General features: G+C 37.3%; 16 protein-coding genes. All 16 read right to left on the bottom strand.

Features of this window, described 5'->3' with window-relative positions; all coding sequences use genetic code 11:
• Positions 1–12: 12 nt before the first annotated feature.
• On the bottom strand, positions 13–591 hold the full coding sequence (gene pgsA, locus NSS81_RS21305; protein ID WP_342430627.1) for a CDP-diacylglycerol--glycerol-3-phosphate 3-phosphatidyltransferase: 579 nt from the start codon (positions 589–591) through the stop codon (positions 13–15).
• Positions 592–644: 53 nt separating this feature from the next.
• A complete protein-coding gene (locus tag NSS81_RS21300; protein WP_342430626.1) occupies positions 645–1553 on the bottom strand; it encodes a RodZ domain-containing protein in 909 nt (302 codons plus the stop codon).
• Between the two features lie 21 nt (positions 1554–1574).
• Complete coding sequence (locus tag NSS81_RS21295; protein WP_342430625.1) at positions 1575–2366, bottom strand: DUF3388 domain-containing protein; 792 nt, start codon at positions 2364–2366, stop codon at positions 1575–1577.
• A gap of 180 nt (positions 2367–2546) precedes the next feature.
• Positions 2547–2804, bottom strand: a complete 258-nt coding sequence (locus tag NSS81_RS21290; RefSeq protein ID WP_342430624.1) for a DUF3243 domain-containing protein — start codon at positions 2802–2804, stop codon at positions 2547–2549.
• 82 nt (positions 2805–2886) lie between these two features.
• Positions 2887–3609, bottom strand: a complete 723-nt coding sequence (locus NSS81_RS21285; protein WP_342430623.1) for an SDR family oxidoreductase — start codon at positions 3607–3609, stop codon at positions 2887–2889.
• 79 nt (positions 3610–3688) lie between these two features.
• Entirely contained in the window at positions 3689–4981 is a 1293-nt protein-coding gene (locus tag NSS81_RS21280; RefSeq protein ID WP_342430622.1) for a pitrilysin family protein, read from the bottom strand.
• A complete protein-coding gene (locus tag NSS81_RS21275) occupies positions 4981–6261 on the bottom strand; it encodes a pitrilysin family protein (RefSeq protein WP_342430621.1) in 1281 nt (426 codons plus the stop codon). The genes NSS81_RS21280 and NSS81_RS21275 overlap by 1 nt, the downstream gene beginning before the upstream one ends.
• Positions 6262–6466: 205 nt before the next feature.
• Complete coding sequence (locus NSS81_RS21270; protein ID WP_342430620.1) at positions 6467–7417, bottom strand: ABC transporter permease; 951 nt, start codon at positions 7415–7417, stop codon at positions 6467–6469.
• Between the two features lies 1 nt (position 7418).
• Positions 7419–8498 (bottom strand): ABC transporter permease, encoded by a 1080-nt coding sequence (locus NSS81_RS21265; RefSeq protein ID WP_342430619.1) that lies wholly within the window; start codon positions 8496–8498, stop codon positions 7419–7421.
• Positions 8495–10018 (bottom strand): ABC transporter ATP-binding protein, encoded by a 1524-nt coding sequence (locus NSS81_RS21260; protein ID WP_342430618.1) that lies wholly within the window; start codon positions 10016–10018, stop codon positions 8495–8497. Before NSS81_RS21260 ends, NSS81_RS21265 begins: the two co-directional genes overlap by 4 nt.
• 216 nt (positions 10019–10234) lie before the next feature.
• Entirely contained in the window at positions 10235–11314 is a 1080-nt protein-coding gene (locus tag NSS81_RS21255) for a BMP family ABC transporter substrate-binding protein (protein ID WP_342434105.1), read from the bottom strand.
• Positions 11315–11428: 114 nt separating this feature from the next.
• Positions 11429–12154, bottom strand: a complete 726-nt coding sequence (locus NSS81_RS21250) for a GntR family transcriptional regulator (protein ID WP_342430617.1) — start codon at positions 12152–12154, stop codon at positions 11429–11431.
• 372 nt (positions 12155–12526) lie between these two features.
• Entirely contained in the window at positions 12527–14875 is a 2349-nt protein-coding gene (locus NSS81_RS21245; protein ID WP_342430616.1) for a DNA translocase FtsK, read from the bottom strand.
• 184 nt (positions 14876–15059) lie between these two features.
• Positions 15060–15296: a YlzJ-like family protein gene (locus tag NSS81_RS21240; RefSeq protein WP_342430615.1), complete on the bottom strand. Its 237-nt coding sequence runs from the start codon at positions 15294–15296 to the stop codon at positions 15060–15062.
• On the bottom strand, positions 15293–16048 hold the full coding sequence (locus NSS81_RS21235; RefSeq protein ID WP_342430614.1) for a ClpP family protease: 756 nt from the start codon (positions 16046–16048) through the stop codon (positions 15293–15295). Before NSS81_RS21235 ends, NSS81_RS21240 begins: the two co-directional genes overlap by 4 nt.
• 284 nt (positions 16049–16332) lie before the next feature.
• Positions 16333–17997 carry a ribonuclease J gene (locus NSS81_RS21230; RefSeq protein WP_342430613.1) on the bottom strand — a complete coding sequence of 555 codons (1665 nt, stop codon included), beginning with the start codon at positions 17995–17997 and terminating at the stop codon, positions 16333–16335.
• Positions 17998–18011: the final 14 nt, after the last annotated feature.

The raw sequence follows: 18011 nt of genomic DNA, 5'->3' as shown, positions 1-18011 counted from the left end.
TTTTCTCTTAAACTATTTTGAGTTTTTAAATACATGCATGTTTTTAGAGAAATAATCAAAGCCTGACCAAATGGTAAAAATTAATGCAATCCATAATGCCACATCATCAAATGGAAAATGAATCAATTCAAAAATAGTATTATGTAATAGGAGTGCTGAAATAGCAATAATTTGTGCCCAGGTTTTTATTTTCCCAAGCATATTGGCTGCTACAACCTCGCCTCCCTCTACTAGTAATAGTCGAAGACCTGTAACTGCAAATTCTCTGCTTATGATTGCAATAACGATCCATGAAGGAGCAAATCCAAGTTCGACTAGAACAATTAGAGCAGCAGACACAAGCAATTTATCAGCTAGCGGGTCGAGAAATTTACCCATGTTGGTGACAAGATTGTATTTCCTCGCATAGAATCCATCCACCCAATCCGTGGAAGCAGCAAAAATAAAAATCAATGCCCCTATAAAATGGGTAACCGGAAGGTCTGCCCCAAAAAGATACATAGTCCCCCAATCAAATGGAACTAGCATTATGATCAAGAATAATGGAATTAAAAAAATTCTTGATATGGTTATTTTATTTGGTACGTTCATTATTTATCCTCCTATTAAGCGACATTAGAAAGTGAATAGTCATCAATAGATGACTATTCGTTCTTTTGAACATATTGAATTGTAATGTTCTGAAGAACTTCTTCAGTCGGTGCAACAGCATATTCGAGCTTTTGGTCATTTATAAAAATATCTGTATCACTTGTCCTTCCAACTACAATAACTGCTTTATCTTCAGCCGATAAATCCACCGTTTGACTATCCGTTCCATTCGTTGAAAGCAATCCCTGAAAATAAGATTTTCCGCTCCCATTTTTAATATTTACCCATGTTTGACCTTTTGAAACCAATTTCACTTCAAATTTATCGGCATTTTTCAAATCATATGTGGAGTTGCTTCCATTGCCTTCGACAACGGTTAACTCTTGTTTAGGAGTTTCCTCAACTGGTGAAGATGTATCCTCTTGCTTTTTCTCATCATTGTCTTTTTCTTTCTTGGTCTCTTCTTTTTGTCCTATTTCCTTATCAACAGCTTTATCTAGTTCGTCTTTCTTTTCAATTAAAACTTGATCATTATTATTACTAATTTCATCATTTGCCTTATCACCTAAGTTATTTGTCAAAAAATAATATAATAACCCTGCTGCACCTATAAGAAAAATACCAATTAAAACTTTAGGTAATATGTCAAAAACTTTTGAATTTCCTTCTGTAATGGTTTTATGCGTTTTTACCCTTGATAGCTGGTCAGGTAAATTTTCCTTATGTGTGGACGGAATTTCCCCTTTATAAAATTCAAATATTTCATCCACATCAAGCTGGAGTGCTTCAGCGTATTGCTTTACAAAGGCGCGAACGTAAAAATTACCTGGCATGCTTGAATAGTCGCCTTCTTCAATTCCAATCAAGTAACGCTTTTGTATTTTTGTCATTGACTGTAAATCTTCCAAGCTTAATCCTTTGGCTAATCGCGCTTCTTTTAGTCGATTACCTAGTTCAGTCACTTTTTAACACCTTCCAATTTTCTAAAAATCAAAATCTCCAAATTCAGACCCGGTAAATAGATTATTTTGGTCAACTATGTCGTATGTAATTTCCTCCTCAGAATCGTTCCTTAACTCGATAATATAATCAAAATCATCAAGTGTATATTCTGAGTTTTGCACAAAGATATCTGGATGTTCTACCACTTTTACAGCTGGCAGACGCATGATTTCACGGACTAGCTGCCAATGGCGTTCACTTGCACGTCTTCTTGAAACAATGCCATCAAGGATAAATAAATTATTTGCGTTATACTCGTCCTCAATGAGTTGATTGCGAATGGTTTGCTTTAATAATGTGGAGGATACAAAAAGCCAGCGTTTATTCGCACATACACTTGCGGCCACAACAGACTCTGTCTTCCCTACCCTCGGCATACCTCGTATCCCAATTAATTTATGACCTTCCTGCTTAAATAACTCTGCCATAAAATCAACTAATACACCAAGTTCATTTCTAACAAAACGAAAGGTTTTTTTATCATCAGCATCCCTTTGGATATATCGTCCATGTCGGACAGCCAATCGATCGCGTAGTTTCGGTTCTCTAATCTTAATTAATTTTATTGTGTCCATTGTATTTAAAATTGACTCTAATCGTTTTATTTGATTATCATCTTTAGCTAAAATTAATAACCCGCGCCGTCCCTCATCTACACCGTTTATCGTTACAATATTTATGGATAGCATACCTAAGAGAGAAGAAATGTCGCCCAGCAAACCAGGACGGTTTTTTTGAATCTCATATTCTAAATACCATTCTTTTTTCTCCATAACCAACCTCCTCAGCCTAAACGACAATTTTTTCACAATCCACATCTAAACCTTATAATATATGATTTTGATAGAAGATGAAAGGAAAAACAAAGGGAAGCACGATTAATGTTCACAACAGTCACCTTGTCCTTGAAAGGAATATAAAGCACAAAAAAAAAGAGAGGAATCCCTCTCTTATTAACGCGAACCATTATTTTGGACTAATTTAACCATAATATTAGCTATGGCCTGCTGTTCTTCTTTATCAGCAACGGACCAGAGGTCAGAAAGAATTCTCTCTTGTTCGTTTTTTGGTTCCACTTGATTAGATAAATAATCACCAATTTGATAAGCGAGAGTATTGATAGCCCCTTCACTCATTCCTTCACCTTGTGCTTGATGTAGACGATCCGCAAGGAAATCTTCCCACTGCTTCCAATTATCTAATACAGACATTAATAAACCCTCCTTCTTAAAAGTAGTACAGTGTTATTCTTTGAATTAAAGGAGGATTTTATTCACATAAGAATTTGAAAAGTTATGTATACCAGCCGCCATTAATAGAAAGAACCTGTCCAGTTATATAAGAGGACTCATTACTCAGCAGAAATTTTACTCCGTTAGCAATTTCTTCAGGATATCCGATTCTCCCCATTGGTATTTCATATTGCAGCGTTTCTTTTTCTTCGTCTGTGAATTGACTCATCATGACCGTTTCTACTGCCCCTGGTGCAATCGCATTGACTCTTATACCACTTAATGCTACTTCCTTGCTTAAGGCCTTTACAAAGGCAATCTGAGCCCCTTTAGCTGCAGAATAGGCCACTTCACAAGCAGCACCTGTTTGACCCCATATTGAAGTAATAACAATGATATTACCAGTCCTCTTTTTTAATAATTTCGGCAGTAATTCTTTTGTTAGCATTAAGGGACTAATCACATGAACATGCATTAATGATTCTGCCTCTTCAAGTGCTAAATCAACAAGGAGCCCATATTGGCTGTTCCCGCTACAATGTATAATTTCATCTAGCGAAAAAATCTGTTCACAAACCTTTTTATATCCTTCGGGCTTAGCTAAATCTGCGCAAATTACTGCATACTCTCCACCAAACGGGGCTAATTTTTCTAATAATTCGCTAATTATTTTTTCATTCTGATTATAATGTAAATATAAATGATAGCCCTCGGCAGCTAATTTCAAGGCTACCGCTTGTCCAATTCCTCCACTTGCCCCTGTAATGAGTGCATATTTTTTCATTTTTTTCACTCTTTCTCTCTTTCAATACTTTTAGACTATTTTACGGCAACAGAAAAGCGTCGCATGCGACGCTTTTCGTTTATTTTTTCTTAGGCAGTACTTGGCATACTGAAAAGCGTTCTTCCGAAATGATTTCTGATGCTAATGTTTTAACATCGTTTAGTGTAATTTTTTCTAGCGTTGGTACTACATCAAATAAATTCATATCGTTAAAGGCATACCGAGTAAACTGATTAGCTATATATTCTGGTGAATTCACCGCGCGTAGAAAGGAACCTATTTTCTTCTTTTTATTTCGCTCTAATTCCTCTTCAGAAAAAATTGTCCCGTTTTTTGCACTGAGAAGCATCTGTTCTAATTGCTCAGCTAGTTTATCTGGCTCTCTCGTATCCCCGCCTACCATGGCAAACCCAAATCCCTGTTCCTGCGAGTAATCATAGGAGAACGTGTCATCGATAAGTCCATCATTATATAGCTGGGTATAATTTTTTGAACTTTTACCAAACAACAAATCGAGCAGTACATTCATTGTAAGTTCATTTTTAAGGAGTTCCTCCCCTTTTTGATTTGTATTTATTGCTTTTATACCAACCAGACATTTTGGAGTTTGGACATTCATCTCCATCACTTGTTTTTTCTCTGCAACTGGGATGGGCTCATCTTCAAATTTCCGCTTAATCTCTGGCATTTCTTTATAATCTTTTTTCGTTTGGTTATCCCTTACTTGATTCATAAAGGCAGTTGGATCAACTGGTCCAGTAATAAATAAAAGCATATTACTCGGATGATAAAACGTGTTATAGCATTCGTAAAGCCAATCCTTATTAATATGTGAAATCGATTCAATAGTCCCAGCGATATCGATTTTTACCGGATGGTTGCGATATAGGTTTTGAATGAGCCCAAAATATAAACGCCAATCCGGATTATCATCATACATCGTTATTTCTTGGCCAATAATCCCTTTTTCTTTTTCAACTGTTTTTTCCGAAAAATATGGCTCTTGAACAAAATTTATCAGTGTTTCAAGGTTTTTCTCCACATCCGAGGTACTTGAGAACAAATAAGCTGTACGGGTAAAGGAAGTAAATGCATTTGCTGAAGCGCCTTGGCGGCTGAATAGTTGAAAAACATCGCCATCCTCTTTTTCAAAAAGCTTATGCTCTAAAAAATGAGCAATGCCGTCAGGAACTGTAACGTACTCTTCTTTGCCAAATGGAACAAATGTGTTATCAACTGAGCCATACTTTGTTGTGAATGTAGCGTACGTTTTATTAAATCCTTTTTTCGGTAAAATATATACATTTAATCCATTAGGCATTTTTTCATGATATAGCTCTTCTTGAAGCTGGTCAAAATTGATTTTTTCCATTATTCGCCTGCCTCCGTCCCTGTTAAGAAGTAGATAGTATCAAGTTCAATCTTTTTCGCGACAGACACGATATCTTCTTTTGTTGTTTTTTCCATTTCCACTAGCCATTCATCAAGGTTTATATCCGTCCCTGCTACAACATTATGGTAAAGGACCTCTGTTAATCCTCTAGACGTATCAATGGTTTCTAACATTTGATTTCGAATCACTGCTTTGGTTTGTGATAGCTCATCATCGGTGAAATCTCTATTTTTCATTGCTTCCATTTGTTCACGAATGATCCCTACTGCCTGATCATAGTTCTTTAAATCTATTCCAGACATCACCATCATTAATCCCTTATGACTTTCAAGACGACTGGCAACATAATAGGCAAGGCTCGCTTTTTCACGAACATTGATAAACAATTTCGAATGAGAAAAACCGCCAAAAATCCCGTTAAACACTTGCAATGCATAATAATCAGGGTCACCATATCGGATATTTGTACGATAACCAATATTTAATTTCCCTTGTTTAACATCCTCTTGCTCTTTTACTTCATGAACTTGTTCCTTTTTTATTACATCCGTTTGAATTAAAGTTTTCGGCGTACGATTATCAAAGGTTAATAACTCATTTGCATAGTTTATTACTTCATCTTCCATTATATCGCCAATTACAAAGAGGTCCATTTCATCCTCTAATAAAACTTTTTTATAGTAATCATATAAATTTTCGGCTGTGATTGCTTCAACATCCTCTTCCTGGCCGTTTACTTGTAGGGCATATGGCTCATCTTTACACATTTCTTCCAGAAGTCGGACATTGGAATAGCGCATTTTATCGTCATAAACGGATTGTATACGCTGTTTTAAGGTTCGCTTTTCTTTATCTATTGTTTGATTATCGAATGCATTATCTGATATTTGGGGATTTGTTAAAACCTCAGCTAATAATTCGAAGCCTTTCTTTAGTAATGGGCTTGGATTGCTTAGGAATTTTTCATTAGCTATTTCAAGAGAAAAGCTTATTATATGATATTCACCCTTTTTCGCTAAATCAATAAATAGAGTAGCCCCATATAATTCATCTAAGTAGGAACGAAGTGCAGTGGTGGTTGGATATTTACTGGTGCTGCTTTGTAAAACATGTGGCAGAAGGGCTCTTTTGGTAACATCTTCTCGTGATAGAGGTGCCTTCATCTTCCACACAATAGTATTCGTTTTGTATTTTTCTGTCTTAACCAAATGAAGTGTATACCCCTTCATCTCTTTAACTGTTTCAGTTAAAACGGGCATCAATAATCCTCCTAACTATTAATAAACATGAACTATTCCAGTATATGTAAGCATAGTCTAACTTATTTTCCCCAAAATTACTAATAGTTACACCTTATTCATTTTAGCTTCTCCCTTGTAAATGAACCTATTCGAAAAGGAAAAAGAATAAATAAAAAAAGGTTGACTAATTAGCCAGCCTTTTCAAAAATAAATAATAATTTAATTAACGCTTACCCGGATCGAATGGTTCTCCAGCTGCTTTCGGTGCCTGAGAAGATTTAGAAAAGAGTACTAACGCAATTAACGTAACTACATATGGGAAAATTTTCAGAATAATTGGCGGAATAACGGCCAATTCAGGAATAACCTGCGATACGTTAGCAATTGTACTTGCAAATCCGAAAAACAACGTTGCTCCCAAAATCCCCAATGGTCTCCATTGACCAAAAATTAACGATGCTAGTGCTAAAAATCCTAGACCAGAAACAGTTCCAGTAAATTCTCCAGCGTAAGTTAAAATAATGATTGCTCCGCCTAATCCAGAGAATGCACCAGAAATCATAACGCCCAAATAGCGGATTCTGATTACATTAATCCCAGCAGCTTGAGCGGCCTGCGGAAACTCACCACAGGATTTTAAACGCAATCCAAATTTGGTTTTATTAAGAATAAACGTACTAACAAGAAGCACTAATAAAATAAACCAAGTTGTCGCATACGTTTTTGTAAACAATAGATCTCCAATAATTGGAATTTGCGATAAAATTGGCACATCAAATGGTGTAAAACCGCCTGTGATACGAATATTACCACTGCCAGTAATATTTCTAGCTAAAAACACGGTTAATGCCGCTGCAATCATATTTATGGCTACACCACTGATAACTTGGTCTGCACTTAAATTAATACTTGCAAAAGCATGTAATAGGGAAAACAAAATTCCTACCACAACCGCTACTAATACACCAATCCAAAGAGCCGTTTGTCCATCCATCGTATTTTGCAAAAAGTTAACAGTAATTGCACTCGCAAATGCTCCTACAACCATTAAACCTTCTAACCCAATATTAACGATACCACTTCTTTCACTAAAAAGACCACCTAATGCTGTTATAAGAAGAGGAATTGTAAAAACAATTGCGTAAGGGAATATTTGTTCAATTATGGTCCACATATCATGCTTCTCCCTTCTTGCCAACAGGTCCATTTACATCATTTGCATTTGAACGTGTCTTGCGGAATTTATTTAACACACGGTCAATTAATACGCTGGTTGCAGCAAAATAAATAATAATAGCAATAATTGTATTTGCAAGTTCCGGCGGAATTTCAATCATCGCATTCATAAACCCTGTCCCTGAATAGAGAATTCCAAAGAGAATGGCTGCGAAAAATACACCAATTGGATTATTAGCTCCAAGTAATGCTACGGCAATTCCATCAAAGCCTTGCGAGGGTAAAATTCCGATTTGTATGCTGGAAGCATTACCAGTGTATAATGCAACTCCGCCTAGACCTGCAAGGGCACCTGAAATTAACATGGATAAGATAATATTGCGATTAACTTTCATACCTGCATATTCTGCAGCGTGCCGATTGAAACCTACAGCTTTTAATTCAAATCCTAATGTTGTTTTATCAATAATAAATGCCATAATGAGCACGGCAATAACTGCAAAGAAAAGCCCAAGGTTTATATATGAACCCTGAAACATTTCAGTTAGCCAAGGTGTTCTCAAAGTAGACGATTCGGCAAGTTTCCGTGATTCAGTTTCTAGGAATTCACCTTTAAAAAATGCCGGAACGATATAATAGACTGTCCAATAAGCAATCCAGTTCATCATAATGGTTGATACTACTTCATGCACATTAAATCGTGCTTTAAATAAACCTGGAATAAACGCCCACAATGCTCCGCCTAAAATACCGGCAATTACCATTAAAAGGAGCAGAATCGGTCTTGATAAATCAAATGTTAAGGCAACAGCAGTGGCTGCAAGACCACCAATCAACATTTGTCCTGCTACACCAATATTAAAGAGACCCGTCCGAAATGCAAAAGCCACAGCAAGTCCAGTAAAAACTAACGGCGTTGCAGTTGCTAACGTATCACCTATACGTGAAATATTTTTTAAAGCTCCTTGAAATAAGTAAGTGTATCCTTCGATAGGGCTTGCCCCTATGAAGAGCATCAATAAGCCTCCAGCAATTAGTCCTAAAATTATCGATATTAGTGATACAATTGTGTTTCTCATACACTTCTCTCCTTATTCACTCCTGCCATCATCAGTCCTACCTCATTCTCGTTCGTTTCAGAAGCAATTACAGTACCAATCAATTCTCCATTGTTAACGATGGCGATGCGGTCTGAAAGCTGAAGAACTTCATCAAGCTCTAAAGAAATTAGAAGAACTGCCTTTCCTCTATTACGATGCTCGATTAATCTTTTGTGGATATATTCAATCGATCCTACATCAAGTCCACGAGTAGGCTGTACCGCAATAAGCAAATCCGGGTCTAATTCCATTTCTCTCCCGATGATTGCCTTTTGCTGATTTCCTCCAGATAAGGTCCTAGCTATTGAAACTCCGCCTTCACCTGAACGAACGTCAAACTTTTCTAATATATTTTTGGCATATTTCTTAATTGCTGCACCGTTTAATAACCCAACCTTTGAAAACGGAGGTTTATTATATACCTCTAAGACCATGTTATTTTCTAACGTGTAATCTAAAACAAGTCCGCGCTTTTGTCTGTCTTCAGGTATATGACCAATTCCGCTTTCTATTCTTTGGCGAATAGAAATATTAGTAATTTCTTGCCCATTAATAAACATTTTTCCTGATTCTACTTTCCTCAGTCCGGTTATCGCTTCCACGAGTTCAGATTGACCATTTCCTTCCACTCCGGCAACACCGACTATTTCTCCTCTTTTGACTTCAATAGAGAAGTTTTTAAGTCCCAATACTTTTCTGTTGTTTTTTACAGAAATAGAATCTATTTGAAGTACAACATCACCAGGTGTACTATCTTTCTTATCCACTTTAAAGTTAACATGTCGGCCAACCATCATCTCAGCAAGACTTGCCTCACTAGTCTCTTTCACGTTAACCGTTCCAATTCCTTTTCCACGTCGAATGACAGTACAACGGTCTGCAACTGCTTTAATTTCTTTCAATTTATGTGTAATAATAATAATTGACTTTCCTTCATTAATAAGGTTACGCATAATTTTCATTAGCTCTTCGATTTCATGTGGAGTTAATACTGCTGTTGGTTCGTCAAAAATAAGAACCTCTGCTTCACGGTAAAGCATTTTCATAATTTCTACTCTTTGTTGCATTCCGACAGATATATCTTCAATCTTTGAATAGGGATCAACATTTAAGCCATAATGCTTTGACAGTTCTTCGATTTTTTTTGCGGCCGTATCAATATCTAGGACCATACCTTTTACCGGTTCAGTGCCTAGAATAATATTTTCAGTTACTGTAAAATTATCTACTAATTTAAAATGCTGATGAACCATCCCGATACCAAGTTGATTGGCTACGCTGGGATTTCCAATACGGACTTCCTTTTCACGGATTTTAATAATCCCTTGTTCAGGTTGATACATACCGAATAATACACCCATTAGTGTTGATTTTCCAGCACCGTTTTCACCTAATAAGGCATGTATTTCCCCTTTTTTTAATGTTAGGGTAATATTATCATTCGCAACAATACCTGGGAATTCCTTCCTGATATTGAGCATTTCAACCACATAACTCATAGTAGCACTCACCTTTTTATTTAGACTCAATTTCTTTGAAAATAGGGAGCCCCCTATCAAAACATCAAAATCTGAAGGATATTGAAAATGCAATTTTGATACTAAAACCATTACTAATTACACTTGCTGTGAACCCTGGTAACATGCATATTTGGAAGAACAATCATACATAAAGACATAAAAGAGACGGGAAAAACCGTCTCTTTTATGTACTTTTTACTTGAATAAACTTCCTTGTTCGCCAGCCACTTTAATATCGCCTGACTTAATTTTTTCAAATACTTCTTTTACTTTAGCTGTTGTATCATCGCTTAAGTTAGGATTTTCTGCCGGTAAGCCAATACCATCGTTTTTAGCATCGAACGTTAATGTTTCGCCGCCAGGGAAATCACCATCTAACTCACGCTTAATTAAGTCAAATGTTACATTATCTAATTTCTTCATTGCTGAAGTTAAGATAATTGATTTTTCACCTTCATAGATACCGTCAGCATATTGGTCAGAGTCAACGCCAACGATCCAGATGTTGTCACCAGCTTTACCACGAGTTTTTGCTTCGTTGATCGCACCTACACCAACACCGCCAGCAGCAGTGAAGATTACATTTACACCACGGTCATACATTTGTGCAGCAATTTGTCCACCAGCTGCTACGTTATCAAATGAACCTTGGTAAAGTACGTTTTCAGCTTTAATGTTAAGTTTTGTACCTAGGTTTTCGTTAGCGTATGTAACACCTTGTTGGAAGCCCCAGTTAAACTTTTGAACAGCAGGAATTTCCATACCGCCGATGAATCCTGCTTCTCCTTCTTTTAATTCAAGAGCAGCAGCTACACCTGCCAAGAAGCCTGATTCATGTTCAGCGAAGAATACTGCAACAGTATTGTCTTTAACAACCGGCTTGAAGTCACCAGAATGCGGGTTACCATCAAGGATTACAAATTTAGCATCTTTATATTTATCTTGTGCATGGAATACGGCAGTTTCAAACTTGAATCCAGGTAATACAACAAACTTATAACCTGCATCATATAAATTGCCCATTTCCTTTAGATATTCTGCCTCAGTAGTACCAGCTGGCTTAAGGTATTTTTCTTGGATTCCGAGTTCTTCTTTAGCTTGAAGAATACCTTCCCAAGTACCTTGGTTGAACGATTTGTCATCAATTGTTCCTGCATCAGTAACCATACCAACTTTAAGGTCTGATTTTTTAACATCCTTGCCATTATCGCCAGTCTTTTCGTCGTCTCCACCACATGCTGCTAACACTGTGCTTGCTGCTAATAGAACAGACATAGTCAAACCAAATTTACTTTTTTTCAAGGAAATATACCCCCTATATTTTGTTGTTTGATGAGTAGGAAAATGGTTAAAAACCTGTGTATTTCCGTTTTCATATCTGGTAAATGTTTAGAATCTTTTCCTTAAAACCCTGAAACTGAACTTATCAGCTTTAAAGTAGTTTACCGAAAAAAGGACAGGATTATCCATTTCGTCGAAATGCATTTGCTTTAAAACAAGTAAGGCAGTTTCTGGATCACATTCTAGAATGGAGGAAATTTTTTCATGATAACCAATTGGTTCTATATGAGCAACCGCATATGTAATTTTCCTGTTTGCTTCCTCTTCCAAAATGTGAAAGATTGATTCTTCTCCGTGGGAAAATGTTTCGGGCAAGATTTTTTCCGGGACTTTATCGATACAATAAACGACTGGTTCACCGTTCGCAGTTCTAACCCTTTCAATAACAACAATTCCCTCATTTGCAGAACATGAGAATCGGCGACTATCCTCTTCGGTAGCTCCAATAGTCGATGAGCTTAAGAAAATAGTTCCAGGTTTCATCCCAGCCTGGAGAATCATGTCAGTTACACTACTGAGTTGTTCAATCCCTGAAGTAAACATAGGCTTTCCGTTAACAAATGTGCCCACTCCATGGCGGCGAATGATAACGTTTTCTTCTTCGAGAATACGTAAAGCTTCTCTAAGAGTCGCCCTACTTACACCAAGTTGTTTGGCAAGATCGAATTCTGAGGGTAATTTTTCTTTTTCTTTATAAACCCCTTCTTCAATATCTTGCTTTAACCGATCGATTACTTGTAAGTATAAATGTCGGCTATCAAGCTTAATAGACATGCAGGTACCTCCAGCCTTTTCCTTAAGACATCAGACATCTGATGTTTAATCATTCCTACTAATCGAAATTAATATACCATTTATTTCGATTGTTGGAAATAGTATTTCAAAATTTTGTCGAAAAAACAATAAATCCAAAAAGTATCTACAGTGTTTATCCATTAAATCTGCTATAATTTATCGCTGACTACTATTAATAGTAATAGGGTTTAAAAAGCAAAAAAAGCCAGGAACCTTGGCTTTTTTTGCTTGTCTAGGAAATATTAAAATAATTTAATGTGGATAACTTGAAGTAGTTTTCGAAAGTCCATCGCAAGCGGCCCAGCGACTAGTGGACTTCGCTAAACGGGCGCTTCCGCCTTTTGTTTTTTCTTAATTGACTTCTTCAGTTGTTTTTGTTTGAAGTACGTTTCTTGGCTTACTTCCTTCGTAAGCACCAACAATTCCTCTTGCTTCCATTTCATCGATTAGACGTGCTGCTCTAGTGTAACCTATACGGAAACGTCGCTGTAACATGGAAACGGATGCCGTTTGCATATCTATAACTAAATCAACCGCTTCTGCGTATAAGTCATCGTCAACCTCACCTTTTGCCTCTGGTGTATCATCTGGAATCATTTCTTCTTGGTATTGTGCTTTTTGCTGCCCAATAACAAAATTAACGGTATCTTCCACTTCCATGTCTGATAAGAATGCTCCTTGAACACGGACTGGTTTTGATTCACCTACTGGTAAAAATAACATATCACCCCTGCCAAGTAGCTTTTCCGCACCACCCATATCTAAAATCGTTCTAGAATCCGTTGCACTGGAAACTGCAAAAGCAATTCTTGATGGAATATTCGCTTTTATAACGCCTGTGATGACGTCTACAGAAGGTCGTTGTGTGGCAATGATTAGATGAATCCCTGCCGCACGGGCCATTTGTGCAAGCCTTGTAATCGAATCTTCAACATCTGATGATGCAACCATCATTAAATCTGCAAGTTCATCAACAATAACAACAATAAACGGTAATAAAGGCTGTTTATCATCTTCTTCATTATTATGTCGTTTTACATGATCGTTATAGCCTTCAATATTACGTGTTCCGGTATGTGAGAACAATTCATATCGTCTTTCCATTTCACTTACGACCTTTTTCAAAGCTTGTGAGGCTTTTTTGGGGTCCGTTACAACCGGTGCTAGTAAATGAGGTACACCGTTATAGCCGTTTAATTCCACCATTTTGGGATCAATCATCATAAGTTTTACTTCATGAGGCTTTGCCCTCATCAAAATACTCGTAATAATACCGTTTATACATACACTTTTCCCACTCCCCGTTGAACCGGCAACAAGCAAGTGTGGCATTTTATTTAATTCAGCTACTACAGCCTCACCGGTAATGTCTCTGCCTAAACCAATTAATAGTTTTGATTCAGGTTTTTTATTATGGGTAGCTTCTAATACCTCTCTTAATGACACAATGGCTACCTCAGAATTAGGGACTTCAATACCAATAGCAGATTTACCAGGGATTGGCGCTTCAATTCTAATATCTTTTGCCGCCAACGCTAATGCCAAATCATCACTTAAGCTAACAATTTTACTTACCTTGACTCCTACATCTGGATGGACTTCATACTTTGTAACTGCCGGCCCTAGATGCACTTGGGTTACACGGGCTTTTACACCAAAGCTTTGAAAGGTCCTCTCAAGCTTCGCAGCATTAGCATGAATTAACTCATATTCACCGCTTTGGTCTGTTTTCTTAGGTAATTTTAATAGATTCAATGGCGGCAACTCATATGCTGCATTTTCAACCTCGGTAAAGGTAATTGGAGGTGTTTGGTCATCTTCATCGTTATTATGTGATTCGGTAGCTTTATTTTTCGATTCATTATTGCGTTTCTTTTGTTTTGGAACTTCTTCCACATAGGCACGGTCAGCAAAGCTAGAGATAATTGGTTCGGCCGTTTTTATTTCTTCTTGATTAACTTGGCCTGGATTAGATATTTCGGGAATCGGACTAGGAACACGATTTTCACGCTCTAGTTGTTTTTGTATTCTTTTTTCTTCCTTACGTTCCTTCTGCTTTTGTTTCCACTCTGATATATCCGTCTTAAAAGCTTCCCATTGATCTTTTGAAAAATCACCTATAGAGAGTCCGATTTTTGCAATAACATCCCCAAATGACCTTCCAGTAATCAAAATAAAGCCGATTAAGATAAAAATGATAGCTATAATCTTCGTTCCAGCTGCTGCAAAAAGGTAATGGAATAGGGCAAAAAGAACGGCACCAACCATTCCGCCGCCAAGATCAATTGTACTTGTTTCCCCTCTTACTTCCATCATAAATAATTCCCAAGTATTGCTTATGACACTTGGATTTGTAAACTTCCCATCATTGGATAACAAGCGAAATAGTTTGTCATGACTTAACAAAAGAATCGACGAAACGATTAAATAAAGTCCTGTTAATTTAATATGAAAGAAAAATGGAATTTCGCGTTTCCACATTAAGTAAACACTTAGAGCAAGGAGCCCAATAAGGCTGAGTATGTACCATTCACCCATCCAAAACCTGAAGAATAAAACAGCTGCTTTTCCTACTGCCCCTAATTTCGCCATTGAAATGATCACTAGTGCTAATAGGGCAAGTGCTGTTAGTTCAAATTGGACTGTACGCTTTAAATGATTGTCTCTTTTCTTTTTAGTTCTTCGCTTTTTTTTCGCCATTTAATCACCTTGTATAATAAATTAGTACTATCATCGACATAAGATTCCATCCCCAAACAAAAAATCTCTATGTGAAATATTAATAGTAAGGAAAAGTTAGTATTGATAACAATAGGTATAAAAGGAAGAAAGCAGCCTTTATGGCTGCTTCTCTCTTTCTATCCTGATTATACCATATAGCATGCTAGTTTGCGGCAAATCCTTCAATGTTTGCACAAGAAATTTTCGCTCCTGGGCAAATCTGTTCGTCAAGAAAATGCTGCGGATCACTGCTTAAGATACGTATAACCTGAACGTTTTGTTGATCTGAGTACTCTACTAATAATGGTACACCTTGATAGGATACCATCTGGTGATTAGTTTTTGAATCTGGTTCATAAGGGAAAATAAGCTCTTGCGGCACCATTGTATATAACATCATTGAATCAACCCTTCATTAACGGCCTTTTGATGGTCAATCAATTCATTTAACTTTTTCATTGCTGGCCCTAATCCGCCAACTTCATCTATTAACCCATATTCAACTGCATCGGCACCAATTACATTTGTGCCAATATCTCTCGTCAAATTGCCTTTTGCAAACATTAAATCTTTAAATTTCTCTTCTGTAATATTAGAATGCTTTGTTACAAAATTAATCACTCGATCCTGCATCTTATCCATATATTCGAAGGTTGCAGGTACCCCAATCACTAGTCCAGTTAGCCGGATTGGATGAATGGTCATCGTTGCGGTTTCAGCAATAAACGAATAAGTACAAGAAGTTGCAATTGGCACGCCAATCGAATGACCTCCACCTAGAACGATAGAGACAGATGGTTTTGATAAGGTTGCAAGCATCTCTGAAATTGCGAGTCCTGCCTCAACATCGCCGCCGACTGTATTTAAGATAATTAATAATCCCTCAATCTTAGGGTTTTGTTCAATGGCTACTAACTGCGGGATAATGTGCTCGTATTTAGTCGTTTTATTTTGAGGCGGAAGAGCTAAATGCCCTTCAATCTGTCCAATAATTGTTAGGCAATGAATTTTGGAATCAGTTGAAAGCTGCGGGACATTTGTTTGCCCTAATTGCTGAATCTTTTCCATTAATGAGGAAGAAGCTCGCTCGTCTTTTTGAGGTTCTTGGCCTTCTTGATTTTCAGATTTACTTTTTTGTAAATCTTTGTCCATTCATAGTTCCCCCTTCAGGCATGATACCATTAGTATGAACCTATGAAGCAAATTCATTCTTAAAGGTCTTACAAATGTAAAAAAGGCATTGGACAGTCCAATGCCTTAATCTTTTTGGGCTTAGATGTTGACTGGAGCTCCAGGCACTTCGCTTTCCGCAGGCAGTCCGGGAGCCTCCTCTTCGCTTTGCTCCTGCGGGGTCTCCCGTGAAGTCTTCGTGCCCTCCACTCCAATCAACATCGTTAGCAAATCAACTATCTGCTTTTATACAGCCATCCTTTTTTCTAAACTTCCATAATAATCGGCAGGATCATTGGTCTTCTTTTTGTTTTTTCGTACAAATAGCGATTTAGGTCATCTCTAATATTCTGCTTTAAGCTAGCCCAATCAAAGGCAGGCTTCGCTAAGTTTTTTTCCACGATTGTTCGAACCAATTTAGATGATTCTTCCATTAATCTTTCGGATTCACGTACATAGACAAATCCTCGGGATATAATTTCGGGGCCTGCTGCTATTCTTTTATCTTGTCTCGTTAAAGTAACAACCACGATTAAGATTCCATCCTGTGACAAAAAGCGGCGGTCTCTTAACACAATATTTCCTACATCACCAACACCTATGCCATCAATAAGTACATTCCCTGAAGGAACCTTTCCACTCAGCGTAATTTTATCACTTTGAATTTCAACGACGTCTCCACGGTCTGGAATAAGTATCTGTTCGTCACTTATACCAACATTGATTGCCAGCTTTCTATGGGCCATTAATTGCCGATATTCCCCATGTACCGGAATAAAAAACTTTGGTTTCATGAGATTTATCATAAATTTCAATTCTTCTTGGCTCCCGTGACTAGATACGTGAATTGTTCTTCCCGCAATAACATTTGCTCCTGCTCTGTATAGCATATCAACTGTTTTGGAAATGAGCAGTTCACTTCCTTTAAGTGGTGAAGCAGCTATTAGTACCGTATCACCCTGTTGAATATTGACAATTTTAGCTGATTGTTTCGCCATTTTCTGGAGGGCTTCAATTGGTTCTCCTTGGCTTCCTGTCATTAAAACAACAATCTCTTGGTCTTTATATGCTTTTATTTCACTTACAGGGATAATTAAATCATCAGCTACTTCTAAATATCCAAGATCAAAGGCGATATGATAAATCCTTTCAAGACTTTCACCAACTACCGCAACTTTTCGATTATTTTCACGTGCAGCATTGAAAACATGCTGAATTCTGTTTATATCTGATGCAAAGCATGCCGCGATAATTCTCCCTTTTGCATTATAAAAAGCATTGGACATCTCACTTTCAACGATTGCCTCAGAAGTAGTATAACCAGGCTTTTCTGCTTCGGTACTATCAGAAAGTAAACACAGTACTCCTTGGTCTCCTATTGCCGCCATTTTTCCAATATCAGGTTTGTATAGTCTTGTAGCAGCTTGATCAAACTTAAAATCTCCCGTATAGACAATTGAACCTTCCGAGGTATGTACACAGACACCGATTGAATCAGGTATACTATGATTTGTTCTAAAGAAACTCACTTCTACTGTGTCCAAATCAATACACGAATCCGAATCTACTTCAATAAAGTTAGCAGTCCCGCTATATTCCTGCTCCTTTAACTTTGCATTCGCAAGGGCTAAGGTTAGTTTCGTTCCATAAACGGGTACTTCGACTTGACGAAGAAGATACGAAAGGGCACCAATATGATCCTCGTGACCGTGTGATAAAAAAATTGCTTTTACTCTTTCCTTGTTTTCTGACAAATAGCTCATGTCGGGAATAACAATGTCGATGCCCAGCATTTCTTCCTCGGGGAACATTAACCCGGCATCAATGACAAATATGTCCGAATCTACCTCTATAAGATACATATTTTTTCCGATTTCTCCTATGCCACCAAGTGTAATAACCTTAATGGAATTATTCTTTCTATGTCTCAATTCCTTTTCCTCCT

This window comes from Neobacillus sp. FSL H8-0543 (genome assembly GCF_038592905.1).
Lineage (GTDB): Bacteria > Bacillota > Bacilli > Bacillales > Cytobacillaceae > Neobacillus.
Note: the sequence above shows the minus strand (reverse complement) of the source record. Positions and strands in the feature narration are given on the sequence as shown.

Bases quoted from the DNA above. Each gene is read 5' to 3' on its own strand.
- pgsA (WP_342430627.1), bottom strand. From the start codon at position 591: ATGAACGTACCAAATAAAATAACCATATCAAGAATTTTTTTAATTCCA.
- NSS81_RS21295 (WP_342430625.1), bottom strand. From the start codon at position 2,366: ATGGAGAAAAAAGAATGGTATTTAGAATATGAGATTCAAAAAAACCGT.
- NSS81_RS21290 (WP_342430624.1), bottom strand. From the start codon at position 2,804: ATGTCTGTATTAGATAATTGGAAGCAGTGGGAAGATTTCCTTGCGGAT.
- NSS81_RS21285 (WP_342430623.1), bottom strand. From the start codon at position 3,609: ATGAAAAAATATGCACTCATTACAGGGGCAAGTGGAGGAATTGGACAA.
- NSS81_RS21280 (WP_342430622.1), bottom strand. From the start codon at position 4,981: ATGGAAAAAATCAATTTTGACCAGCTTCAAGAAGAGCTATATCATGAA.
- NSS81_RS21275 (WP_342430621.1), bottom strand. From the start codon at position 6,261: ATGCCCGTTTTAACTGAAACAGTTAAAGAGATGAAGGGGTATACACTT.
- NSS81_RS21270 (WP_342430620.1), bottom strand. From the start codon at position 7,417: ATGTGGACCATAATTGAACAAATATTCCCTTACGCAATTGTTTTTACA.
- NSS81_RS21265 (WP_342430619.1), bottom strand. From the start codon at position 8,498: ATGAGAAACACAATTGTATCACTAATATCGATAATTTTAGGACTAATT.
- NSS81_RS21260 (WP_342430618.1), bottom strand. From the start codon at position 10,018: ATGAGTTATGTGGTTGAAATGCTCAATATCAGGAAGGAATTCCCAGGT.
- NSS81_RS21255 (WP_342434105.1), bottom strand. From the start codon at position 11,314: ATGTCTGTTCTATTAGCAGCAAGCACAGTGTTAGCAGCATGTGGTGGA.
- NSS81_RS21250 (WP_342430617.1), bottom strand. From the start codon at position 12,154: ATGTCTATTAAGCTTGATAGCCGACATTTATACTTACAAGTAATCGAT.
- NSS81_RS21245 (WP_342430616.1), bottom strand. From the start codon at position 14,875: ATGGCGAAAAAAAAGCGAAGAACTAAAAAGAAAAGAGACAATCATTTA.
- NSS81_RS21240 (WP_342430615.1), bottom strand. From the start codon at position 15,296: ATGATGTTATATACAATGGTGCCGCAAGAGCTTATTTTCCCTTATGAA.
- NSS81_RS21235 (WP_342430614.1), bottom strand. From the start codon at position 16,048: ATGGACAAAGATTTACAAAAAAGTAAATCTGAAAATCAAGAAGGCCAA.